The organism is Micromonospora sp. DH13, assembly GCF_020873825.1.
GTDB lineage: Bacteria > Actinomycetota > Actinomycetes > Mycobacteriales > Micromonosporaceae > Micromonospora > Micromonospora haikouensis.
The window spans coordinates 71,350-83,040 of sequence record NZ_JAHWGR010000017.1; the positions used below are offsets into that span (position 1 = coordinate 71,350).

General features: G+C 73.6%; 9 protein-coding genes. 8 read left to right on the forward strand and 1 reads right to left on the reverse strand.

Annotated features, from left to right (window positions below; translation table 11 throughout):
- Nucleotides 1–8 precede the first annotated feature (8 nt).
- A complete protein-coding gene (locus LPA42_RS18140; protein ID WP_077936976.1) occupies nucleotides 9–1,931 on the forward strand; it encodes an alpha-L-fucosidase in 1,923 nt (640 codons plus the stop codon).
- A 215-nt stretch (nucleotides 1,932–2,146) separates the two neighbouring features.
- A complete protein-coding gene (locus LPA42_RS18145; protein WP_228986704.1) occupies nucleotides 2,147–3,247 on the forward strand; it encodes a lytic polysaccharide monooxygenase in 1,101 nt (366 codons plus the stop codon).
- Nucleotides 3,248–3,314: 67 nt separating this feature from the next.
- Here LPA42_RS18145 and LPA42_RS18150 read toward each other — a convergent pair whose 3' ends face one another.
- Nucleotides 3,315–4,694, reverse strand: a complete 1,380-nt coding sequence (locus LPA42_RS18150; RefSeq protein WP_077936980.1) for a rhodanese-like domain-containing protein — start codon at nucleotides 4,692–4,694, stop codon at nucleotides 3,315–3,317.
- A gap of 255 nt (nucleotides 4,695–4,949) precedes the next feature.
- On the opposite strand from LPA42_RS18150, the gene LPA42_RS18155 reads away from it, so the two are divergent.
- From LPA42_RS18155 to LPA42_RS18180, 6 genes are read left to right on the forward strand one after another with little or no spacing between them, the layout of a single operon-like run.
- A complete protein-coding gene (locus LPA42_RS18155; protein WP_077936981.1) occupies nucleotides 4,950–6,359 on the forward strand; it encodes an MBL fold metallo-hydrolase in 1,410 nt (469 codons plus the stop codon).
- A complete protein-coding gene (locus LPA42_RS18160) occupies nucleotides 6,356–6,961 on the forward strand; it encodes a rhodanese-like domain-containing protein (RefSeq protein ID WP_077936982.1) in 606 nt (201 codons plus the stop codon). The genes LPA42_RS18155 and LPA42_RS18160 overlap by 4 nt, the downstream gene beginning before the upstream one ends.
- Nucleotides 6,958–7,866 carry a sulfite exporter TauE/SafE family protein gene (locus LPA42_RS18165; protein WP_077936983.1) on the forward strand — a complete coding sequence of 303 codons (909 nt, stop codon included), beginning with the start codon at nucleotides 6,958–6,960 and terminating at the stop codon, nucleotides 7,864–7,866. The genes LPA42_RS18160 and LPA42_RS18165 overlap by 4 nt, the downstream gene beginning before the upstream one ends.
- Nucleotides 7,867–7,925: 59 nt before the next feature.
- Nucleotides 7,926–8,417, forward strand: coding sequence for a PH domain-containing protein (locus LPA42_RS18170; RefSeq protein WP_228986705.1), 492 nt, complete (start codon nucleotides 7,926–7,928; stop codon nucleotides 8,415–8,417).
- Between the two features lie 52 nt (nucleotides 8,418–8,469).
- Nucleotides 8,470–10,128, forward strand: a complete 1,659-nt coding sequence (locus LPA42_RS18175) for an FAD-dependent oxidoreductase (protein WP_077936985.1) — start codon at nucleotides 8,470–8,472, stop codon at nucleotides 10,126–10,128.
- A complete protein-coding gene (locus tag LPA42_RS18180) occupies nucleotides 10,125–11,564 on the forward strand; it encodes an ATP-binding protein (protein WP_198956502.1) in 1,440 nt (479 codons plus the stop codon). The genes LPA42_RS18175 and LPA42_RS18180 overlap by 4 nt, the downstream gene beginning before the upstream one ends.
- Nucleotides 11,565–11,691 lie beyond the last annotated feature (127 nt).

An 11,691-nucleotide genomic window follows, 5' to 3' on the forward strand; every position in this document is an offset into this window, starting at 1 on the left:
GATCCCTCATGTCCTCGTCATCCCATCGACTGACCCGTCGCGGCCTGCTCATCGCGAGCGGCGCCACCGGCGTCGCCGCCGCCACCGGCCTGCTCGGCGTCCGCAATGCCCTGGCCACCGCCGGGCCGCAGAGCTACACGCCGACCTGGGCGTCGGTCGACCAGCACCCGCCGGCCGCCGAGTGGTTCCAGGACGGCAAGTTCGGCATCTACTACCACTGGGGCGCGTTCGCCGTCCCCGCGTTCGGCAACGAGTGGTACCCGCGCAACATGTACAACAACGGTTCGTACGAGAACAACCACCACAAGAGCGTGTTCGGCGACCCGTCCGCGTGGCCGTACCACAACTTCATCAACGGGGCCCGCGACAAGGCGGGCAACTGGGTGCAGTTCGCGCCGAAGCTCAAGTCCGCCGGCGGCAACTGGGACCCCAACGAGTGGGCGCAGCTGTTCGTCGACGCCGGGGCGAAGTTCGCCGGCCCGGTCGCCGAGCACCACGACGGCTACTCGATGTGGAACAGCAGGGTCAACGAGTGGAACTCCGTGGCGACCGGCCCGAAGCTGGACCTGCTGCGGCTGCACGCCGACGCCATCCGCGCCAAGGGCCTCAAGCTGTTCGTCTCGCTGCACCACCAGTGGAACTTCGGCGGCTACTACCAGTACGTGCCGCAGCAGTCCAGCACCACCCTGCGCAAGCTGTACGGGCAGCTCGACAACGCCACCGAGCAGCAGCTGTGGACCGACAAGCTGCGGGAGGTCATCGACGGCTACCAGCCCGACCTGATCTGGCAGGACCTCTATCTGGGCCGCATCGACGAGGCGCGCCGGCTCGACTTCCTGGCGTACTACTACAACAAGGCCGTCGCGTGGAACAAGGACGTGGTGGTCACCTACAAGGACGGGTTCAACAACCGCGGCGAGGTCTACGACTTCGAGCGCGGCGGCCCGGCGGGCATCCAGACCCCGTACTGGCTGACCGACGACAGCGTCTCCAGCAGCAGCTGGTGCTACACCCAGGGGATCGGCTACTACTCGACCACCGCGCTGCTGCACGCGCTGATCGACCGGGTCAGCAAGAACGGCACGATGGTGCTCAACGTCGCCCCGACGGCCGACGGCGTCATCCCGTCCGGGCAGCAGACGATCCTGCGGGGCATCGGCGACCACCTCAAGCGGTTCGGCGAGTCCATCTACGGCACCCGGGCCTGGTCCGTCTTCGGCGAGGGCCCCACCCAGATGGGCGGCGGGTCGTTCGTCACGCCGCGCGCGGGCACCAACAAGGACATCCGGTTCACCCGCAACAAGAACAACACCGTCCTGTACGCCACCGTCATGGGCTGGCCGGGCAGCACCCTGACCATCACCACGATGACCTCCAGCCGGGTCAACCTGGGCAACCTGACCGGCGTGCAGCTGCTCGGCTCCACCGCCGGCACGTACATCAACCTGCCCCGGCCCACCCAGGACGGGGGCGGCCTGCACATCACCATGCCGTCGGCGAGCGCGCCGTACAGCGCCCTCGCGTACGTGGTGAAGCTGACCTTCGTCGGCGCGACCCCCACCCCCACCGCGTCGCCGACCGTGGCGCCGACCCCGACGCCGACCGGCACCACCACCCCGCCGCCGGCCGGCCAGGCCACCGCGAAGTACACCGTCACCAACTCCTGGTCCGGTGGCTTCCAGGCCGACGTCACCGTCACTGCCGGGGCGGCACCGATCAACGGCTGGAAGGTGTCCTGGAGCTTCCCCAACGGCCAGGTGATCAACCAGATCTGGAACGGCAGCCACACCCAGAGCGGGTCGAACGTGACGGTCTCCAACGTTGCCTACAACGGCGCGCTCGCCGCGGGGGCGTCCACCACGTTCGGCTTCACCGCGACCTGGAACGGCACCAACAACCCGCCGGCCAGCATCACCTGCACCACCAGCTGACCGTCCGCGCCCGCGCCCGCCGGTGACCGGGCCGCTGCGGCGCGGGGCGTCCGTGCCCCGCGCCGCAGCGACCCGAACTGGTCAAGATTGACTAGTTTCGATGCATGTGGGAGTCTGCCAGGCAGAGCCGCAGCGGGAGCCACGCAAGCAGGCGCGGGAGCGGGCAACTCCCGACCGTCCGGGTGTCGTCGTCCGACCTTTCCCTGGAGGGCTCCGTGTCCCATCTCGTCCGATCACGTCGCATCCCCCTCGTGGCGTGGCTGCTCGCCGTCGGCGCGGCCGCCGCGCTGCTGCTGACCACCGCGCTGGCCAACCCGGCCGCCGCCCACGGCTCCACCGTCGACCCGGCGTCCCGCAACTACGGCTGCTGGGCCCGCTGGGGCAGCGACTTCCAGAACCCGGCCATGGCCACCGAGGACCCGATGTGCTGGCAGGCCTGGCAGTACAACGCGTCGGCCATGTGGAACTGGAACGGCCTGTACCGCGAGGGCGTCGCCGGCAACCACCAGGCCGCCATCCCCGACGGCCAGCTGTGCAGCGCCGGCCACACCGGCGACGGCCGCTACAACTCCCTCGACGCGCTCGGCACGTGGAAGACCACCAACGTCTCCAACAGCTTCAAGGTCAAGCTGTGGGACCAGGCCAGCCACGGTGCCGACTACATCCGGGTGTACGTCACCAAGCAGGGCTTCAACGCCCTGACCAAGCCGCTGGCGTGGAGTGACCTGGAGCTGGTCGGCCAGATCGGCAACACCCCGGCGTCGCAGTGGCCGACCAAGGAGAGCCAGGGCGTGTCGATCCAGGTCCCGGCGAACGCGCCGGGGCGCACCGGACGGCACATCGTCTACACGATCTGGCAGGCCAGCCACTCGGACCAGTCCTACTACCTGTGCAGCGACGTGAACTTCGGCGGCACGACGACCCCGCCGACCACCCCGCCGCCGACCACCACGCCGACCACGGCTCCGCCCACCACCCCGCCCGCGACGACCCCGCCCGCGACCACGCCGCCGGCCTCCGCCGGTTGCTCGGCCGTCTACAAGTCCACCGGGCAGTGGTCCGGCGGCTTCCAGGGCGAGGTCGAGGTGACCGCCGGCAGCAGCCCGATCCGGGGCTGGACGGTCACCTGGACGTGGTCCGGCGGGCAGCAGATCGCCTCCTCCTGGAGTGCCACGGTCACCACCAGCGGGTCGACCGTGACCGCCCGCAACGCCAGCTACAACGGCACGCTGGCGGCCGGGGGGAAGGCCAGCTTCGGCTTCACCGGGTCGGGGGCGGCCAGCACCCCGACGCTGAGCTGCACCGCGACGGCCTAACCGACGGCCGGGCCTCCCCCGATCCCACGTCGGGGGCGGCCCGGCCCGTGGCCGCTCCCGCCGGCGGTCAGACCTGCGCGTACGCGGTCTGCCAGGCGCCGTAGCCGCCGAGCAGGTCGGAGACGTCCCGCCGGCCGGCGCTGCGCAGCAGGCTCGCCGCGACCGAGGAGCGGTAACCCCCGGCGCAGTGCACGACCACGGGCCGGTCGGCGGGCACCTCGTCGAGGCGACGGGTCAGCTCGGCCAGCGGGATGTGCAGCGAACCCGCGATGGCCCCCTGCTCCCGCTCCCCGCCGTTGCGGACGTCGAGCACGACCGGCGGCTCGGCGCGGTCGAGCGCGGCGCGCAGCTCCGTCGCCGTGACCCGGCTGGCCCGGCTCGTCTCGGACGCCAGCTCGGCCAGGGTCGCCCCCGCGTCGCGCAGGTGGCCGAGGACCCGGTCGAAGCCGATCCGGGCGAGCCGTACGACGATCTCCTCCTCGCGGCCCTCCGGCGCCACGACGAGCACCGCGCGGTCGGGCGCCACCACGCTGCCGGCGGTCTCGGCGAACCGGCCGTCGGCCGGGATGTTGATCGCCCCGGCGACGTGCCCGGCGGCGAACTCCTGCGGGTCGCGGGCGTCGACGACGACCGCGCCGTCGGCGCGGGCCCCGGCGAACTCGGCGGCGGTGAGCGGGCGGGCCGTGGCGCGGGAGTCGAACAGCTCGTGCGCCCGCCGGTTGAGCACGGCGTCGAACGCGAAGTAGCCCGGCGCGGCCGGCTGGCCCCCGGTGACCAGGGCGAGGAACTGCTCCTGGCTCATCGGCGCGCAGGCGTAGTTGGTGCGGCGCTGCTCGCCGATGGTGGACTGCCGCTCGGTGGAGAGGTTCTTGCCGCAGGCGGAGCCCGCCCCGTGGGCGGGGAAGACCCGCACCTCGTCGGGGAGGCCCATCAACTTGCGCTGCACGCTGTCGTAGAGCATCGCGCCCAGCTCCTCTGCGGTGACGCCGAGGGACGCGAGCAGGTCGGGGCGGCCGACGTCGCCGATGAACAGCGCGTCGCCGGTGAGGACGCCGTGCGGCACCGGGTCGGCGGCGTGCTCGTAGACCAGGACGCTGATCGACTCCGGGGTGTGGCCCGGGGTCTCCATGATTTCCAGGGTGACGTCACCGAGGCTGATCCGCTCGCCGTCGGCGAGCTTGCGGATCGGGTACTCGGTCTCGGCGCGCCGGCCGTAGCCGATCCACGCGCCCGTCGCGGCGGCGACCTCCAGGTGGCCGGCGAGGAAGTCGGCGTGGAAGTGCGTGTTGATCACTCCCTCGATGGTCAGCCCGTGCGCCCGCGCGTCGGCGAGGTATTCGCCGATGTCGCGGCGGGGGTCGACCAGCACGGCCCGGCCGGTGCTCTCGTCGGCGACGAGGTAGGACGCCTGGGACAGGCAGTCGAGGTAGTACTGCGTGAACAACATGGGCCGGTCTCCTCTGCGGTGATGGTCGGCGGTACACCGACTGTAGCGCATACCCCCAGGGGTATACTCCGGGTCGAAGGTCCCGTCCCTTTCCGGGTGGGCCGCTGGCGGATCGCGTACCCCCGGGGGTATGTTCGACCCGGTGGCGCGCGGCCCGCATGGCGACGGCGGGCGCGGGTAGACCATGGTGCGCCCGGCTTCGGGCGCAGTCCGCCGACAGCATACCCCCCGGGGTATTTGTGGAGGGAGTACGCAATGACGCTCGACGTGTCCGTTGTCGCGACCTCGTCGCTGGGCGACCGCAGCTACCTGGCCTCCGACGGCCGGGTGGCCGTCGTGGTCGACCCGCAGCGCGACGTCGACCGCATCCTGTACCTCGCCGGCACGAAGGGGACACGGATCACCCACGTGGTCGAGACCCACCTGCACAACGACTACGTCTCCGGTGGCCTGGAACTGGCCCGCCTGACCGGCGCGCGATACCTGGTCGCCGCCGCCGACGACGTCCGGTTCGACCGGGACCCGGTCACCGACGGCGACACCGTCGCCATCTCCGACACCCTGCGGCTGCGGGCCGTGGCCACGCCGGGCCACACCTTCCACCACCTGTCGTACGTCCTCGACGAAGCCGCCGCCGGCCGGTGGCGGCCCGTCGGCGTCTTCACCGGCGGCTCCCTGCTGTTCGGCACCACCGGACGCACCGACCTGCTCGGGCAGCGGCACGCCCACGACCTCGCCCACCGCCAGCACGCCTCGGCCCGACGGCTGGCCGACCTGCTCCCCGACGGGACGCAGGTGTGGCCCACCCACGGCTTCGGCAGCTTCTGCTCGGCCAGCCAGGCCGACGCGCCGGACTCCACCATCGGCCGGGAACGGCGGGTCAACCCCGTGCTGCGGCTCGCCGCCGCCGACTTCGTCACCGAGACCCTCGCCGGGCTGGACGCCTACCCCGCCTACTACGCCCACATGGGCGTGGCCAACGCCGCCGGACCCGCGCCGGTCGACCTCACCCCGGCGGCCCGCGCCGACGCCGCCGAGCTGAGCCACCGGCTCGCCGCCGGGCAGTGGGTGGTCGACCTGCGCCACCGCAAGGCGTACGCCGCGTCGCACCTCGCCGGCACGGTCGCCCTCGGCCTCGACGGGCCGATGTCCACCTGGCTCGGCTGGCTGATCGACTGGGGCGCCCCGCTCACCCTGCTCGCCGAGACCCCCGAGCAGGTCGCCGACGCCCAGCGGGAACTGGCGCGCATCGGCATCGACCGGCCCGCCGCCCAGGCCACGGGCGCGCCCGAACGGTGGGCGGCCCGGCCGGAGCAGCTACGGCAGCTGCCCACGGCCGACTTCCCCGCGCTCGCCGCCGCCCGCGCCGGGCACCCGCCGGCCGGCCTGCCCGCGCCGGACGTCGTGCTCGACGTCCGGATGACCAACGAGTGGACCGCCGGCCACCTCGACGGCGCGGTGCACATCCCCCTGCCCGACCTGCCGAACCGCCTCGCCGACGTGCCCGCCGGCACCGTCTGGGTGCACTGCGGCTCCGGCTACCGCGCCACCGCCGCCGCGTCCCTGCTGGCCAACGCCGGCCGGGAGGTCGTCGTCATCGACGACCGGTTCGAGCGGGCCCAGACCCGACCGACCGGGACCGACAACAGGAACGAGGAGACATGAGCACTTCCGAGAACACCCGCCCGGCCACGCTCGACGCCGCCGGCCTCCGCGAGCTGATCGACTCCGGCCGCGCGCCCCGCCTGCTCGACGTGCGTACCCCCGCCGAGTTCGAGACCGCGCACATCCCCGGCGCCTACAACGTCCCGCTCGACCTGCTGCGCGAGCACCGCGAGGAGCTGCGCAACCACCTCGACGAGGACGTCGTGCTGATCTGCCGCTCCGGCGCGCGCGCCACCCAGGCCGGGCAGACCCTCGCCGGGGTCGGGCTGCCCCACCTCAAGGTCCTCGACGGCGGGATGCTGGCCTGGCAGGCCGCGCACGCGCCCGTCCGGCAGGGCGTCCCGCGCTGGGACCTGGAACGGCAGGTCCGCCTCGTCGCCGGCTCGATCGTCCTGGTCGCCGTCCTGGGATCGGTGCTCGTCCCCGGCCTCAAGTGGGTCGCCGCCGCCATCGGCGCGGGCCTCACCGTCGCCGCCCTCACCAACACCTGCGCGATGGGCATGCTGCTGGGCAGGCTGCCCTACAACCGGGGCGCGAGCTGCGACCTCGACACCATCGTCGGCCAGCTCCGCGAGGGCTCGACCGCCGGGCGGCGGTCGTGACCGGCAGCCTGGCCCTGACCGTCGGCCTCGCCGTCCTCATCGGCGTCAGCCTCGGCCTGCTCGGCGGCGGCGGCTCCATCCTCGCCGTGCCGCTGCTCGTCTACGTCGCCGACCTGCCGGCGAAGGAGGCGATCGCCACCTCGCTGCTCGTCGTCGGCGCCACCAGCGCCGTCGGCGTCCTGCCGCACGCCCGCGCGCACCGGGTGCGCTGGCGCACCGGCCTCGTCTTCGGCCTCGCCGGCATGACCGGCGCGTACGCCGGAGGCCGCCTCGCCGCGTACGTCCCGGCCGCCGTCCTGCTCACCGGGTTCGCCCTGATGATGCTCGCCACGGCGGTCGCCATGATCCGGGGGCGGCGCGACGCCGGGGACCGGCCCGTGCCGCACGAGCTTCCCGTGCCGCGGGTGATCCTCGACGGGGTCGTGGTCGGGCTGGTCACCGGCCTGGTCGGGGCGGGTGGCGGCTTCCTGGTGGTGCCCGCGCTGGCGCTGCTCGGCGGCCTGCCGATGCCGGTCGCCGTCGGCACCTCGCTGGTGGTCATCGCCATGAAGTCCTTCGCCGGCCTGGCCGGCTACCTCTCCACCGTCAGCATCGACTGGGGGCTGGCCGCCGCCGTCACCGCCGCCGCCGTGGTCGGCAGCCTCGCCGGAGGCCGGCTCGCCGGGCGCGTCCCCGAGGCGGTGCTGCGCCGGGCGTTCGGGTGGTTCGTGGTGGTGATGGGCGTGTTCGTCCTGGCCCAGCAGCTGCCCGACGGGCTGCGCACCAACCCGGTGCTGTGGATCGCCCTCGGCGTCGCCGTCGCCGCGGCGGTCACCGTCACCGCCACCCACGGCCGCCGGGCCGCCCCGGTGGAGGCACCGCCGTCGACCGAGGCCGAGGTGGCGCACGCCGGCCCGCCCGCCTGACCCTGCCACGGGGACGTCCGACGTCGGTGCGGCTCGACCCCGGCTGCCAGGATGGTCCTGTGAGGACGTGGACGCGGCCGTACGCGGACCCGATGCGGTGGTTCAGCGGGGCGATCGCCTCGGCCGGCACGATGCTGTGCCTCTTCGCCGGGCTGCAGGTCGCCACGCACTGGGAGCGGATCGCCCCGATCCAGGTGGTGCCGGTCGCCGCGTTCTTCTCGGTGTGGCTCACCATCGCGTGGCGGCTGCACCGCACCGCGCTGGTGGTCAGCCCCGCCGGGGTGCGGGTGCGGTGGCTGTGGGCGACGCGGACGGTCCCGTGGGAGCAGGTGGACGGCTTCCGTACCGGGCCCGACTGGCTGGTCGCCGACCGGCTCTGGATCGCGCTGAGCGACGGCACCGAGCTGCGTACCCCGGTGCGCCCGCGTCGGCCCGGGCCGGTCACCCTGCGCGACGGCGGCACCGCCCTCGCCGCCGGGCCCTACGCCGAGCTGCTCGCCACGCTCGACAGGTGGCGGGCCGCCGCGCCGCCCGTGGCCCCGCCGGCCTGACGCAGGGGCCGTGGGCAGCGGAGCCGTAACGCCGGGGTGGTTTGATGGTCCGATGGCGCACCCGGTGATCCTCTCGATCGACGACGACCCGGCGGTCTCCCGCGCGGTCGCCCGCGACTTCCGCCGCCGCTACGGCGACCGGTACCGGGTGGTGCGCGCCGGCTCCGGCCCGGAGGCCCTCGACACGCTGCGCGAGATCAAGCTGCGCGGCGAGCAGGTGGCGGTGCTGGTCGCCGACTACCGGATGCCCGAGATGAACGGCATCGAGTTCCTCGAGGCCGCGATGGACCTCTTCCCCGCCGCGCGCCGGGTGCTGCTCACCGCGTACGCGGACACCGGCGCGGCGATCGACGCCATCAACCTGGTCGACCTCGACCACTACCTGCTCAAGCCGTGGCACCCGCCGGAGGAGAAGCTCTACCCGGTCGTCGACGCGCTGCTGGAGGCGTGGACGGCCAGCCCGGAGGCCGCCACCACGGAGATCCGGGTGGTCGGGCACCGCTGGTCCGCCCCGTCCTTCGCGGTGCGCGACTTCCTGGCCCGCAACCTGGTGCCGTACCGCTGGTTGCTGGCCGACGAGCCCGAGGGCGGCCGGCTGCTCGCGGCGGCCGGGGCGAGCGCCGCCGACGTGCCGCTGGTCGTCACCGCCGACGGCAAGGCCCTGGTGGCGCCCACGGAGACGGAGCTGGCCGGCCTCGTCGGCCTCAACGTCGTCCCGGCGGCGGACTTCTACGACCTGGTGGTCGTCGGCGGCGGGCCGGCCGGGCTCGGCGCTGCCGTCTACGGGGCGTCGGAGGGGCTGCGCACGGTGCTGGTGGAGCGGCGGGCCACCGGCGGGCAGGCCGGGCAGAGCAGCCGGATCGAGAACTACCTCGGCTTCCCCGACGGCGTGTCCGGGGCGCAGCTCACCGACCGGGCCCGCCGGCAGGCGCTGAAGTTCGGCGCGGAGCTGCTGAGCACCCGGGAGGTCGTCGGCCTGGCAGAGGCCGGTTCGGCGCGGCTGCTGCGCTTCGACGACGGGTCCACCATCGCCGCGCACGCGGTGGTGCTGGCGACCGGCGTGTCGTACCGGATGCTCGACGCCCCCGGCCTGGCCGAGCTCACCGGCCGGGGCGTGTTCTACGGCTCGGCCGCCACCGAGGCGCCGAGCTGCGTCGACCAGGACGTCTACATCGTCGGCGGGGCGAACTCGGCGGGCCAGGGGGCCGTCTACTTCTCCCGGTACGCCGCCCGGGTGCACGTGCTGATCCGAGGCGCGGACCTCACGGCGTCGATGTCGAGCTACCTGATCGACCAGCTCGACCGCATCGACCGCATCACCGTGCACCCCCACACCGAGGTGGTGGCCGGCGCGGGGGAGGAGCACCTGCAACGGCTGACCCTGCGCGACACCCGCACCGGCGAGCGGCGCGACGTCGACGCGTCGTGGCTGTTCGTGTTCATCGGCGCGGAGCCGCGTACCGAATGGTTGGAGGGCGTCGTGGTCCGCGACGAGCGGGGATACGTGGTCACCGGGCCGGACCTGGTGGCCGGTGGCAGCCGGCCGCCCGGCTGGTCGCTGCCCCGCGACCCCTACCACCTGGAGTCCAGCCTGCCCGGCGTGTTCGCGGCCGGCGACGTGCGCGCGGCCTCGGTCAAGCGGGTCGCCTCCGCCGTCGGCGAGGGCGCGATGGCCGTGTCGCTGGTGCACCGCTATCTGGAGGCGCAGTGAGCGGCCTGACCCCCGCCGAGGTGCGGACGCTGTTCCTGTTCGAGTCGCTCGACGACCGGCAGGTCGCCTGGCTGGCCGAGCACGGCCGGGTCGAGCACCGCACGGCCGGGGAGGCCGTCTACGCCGAGGGCGAGCCGGCGACCTGCTTCTTCGTGCTGCTCGCCGGCGAGGTGCGGCTGTGCCGGACGATCCACGGCGAGGAGGTGGAGATCCTCCGCACGGCGCAGCGCGGGGTGTACGGCGGGGCCACCCAGGCCTACCTCGACGACCAGCAGATCTACCGCAACGGGATGTGGTCGGTCACCGACGCGGAGTTCTTCGTGCTGCCCGCCGAGACGTTCGCCCACGCGGTGCGATCCTGGTTCCCGATGGCGATGCACCTGCTGGAGGGGCTGTTCATCGGGATGCGGGACACCCAGACGGTCGTCGGGGAGCGGGAGCGGCTGGTGGCCCTGGGCGCCCTGTCGGCGGGGCTGACCCACGAGCTGAACAACCCGGCGAGCGCGGCGGTGCGGGCCGCGTCCGCCCTGCGGGACCGGGTCGCCGGCATGCGGCACAAGCTGGCGATGATCGCCGACGGCCGGCTCGACGGGCGGCGGCTGCACGCCCTCGTGGCGTTGCAGGAGGAGGCGGTCGAGCGGGCGGCGAAGGCGTGTGCGCTGTCGCCCCTGGCCACCAGCGACGCCGAGGACGAGCTGACCGACTGGCTGGACGACCAGGGGATCGCCGCCGGGTGGGAGCTGGCCCCGACGCTGGTCGCCGGCGGGCTGGACGTCGCCTGGCTGGACCGGGTCCGCGCGGAGCTCGGTGCCGACGACCTGGAGCCGGCGGTGCGGTGGCTGACCTACACCGTGGACACCGAGCTGCTCATGCGGGAGATCGCCGACGCGGCCACCCGGGTCTCCAAGCTGGTCGGCGCGGCCAAACAGTATTCTCAGCTCGACCGGGCGCCCTACCAGGTGGTGGACGTGCACGAGCTGCTCGACGCGACGCTGGTGATGTTCAAGGGCAAGCTCCCGCCGGGGGTCCGCCTGGTCCGGGAGTACGCCCCGGCGCTGCCCCCGATCCCCGCGTACGCGGCCGAGCTGAACCAGGTGTGGACCAACCTGATCGACAACGCGCTCGGCGCGATGGGCGACGAGGGCACGCTGACCGTCCGCACCGGCCGGGTCGACGACCAGCTGACCGTCGAGGTGGCCGACACCGGCCCCGGCATCCCGGCGGCGGTGCGCCCGCGCATCTTCGAGCCGTTCTTCACCACGAAACCGGTCGGCGAGGGGACGGGGCTCGGGCTGGACATCTCGTACCGGATCGTGGTCAACAAGCACCACGGGGACATCCGGGTGACGAGCGAGCCCGGCCGGACGGTGTTCCGCGTGCTGCTGCCGATCAGCCCCGCCCCCGGCGTGGCCCCGGAGGTAGCCCCAGCGCCGTGACGCGGGCTGGCTGGCTGGCTGCGGCAGCGTGCCTGGCCTGGCCTGGCTTGGCTTGGCTTGGTCTGGCTTGGCCCGGCCGACGTCGCGTGACACGGCGTGGTTTCCGCTCGCCGGGTGCCGACACCTT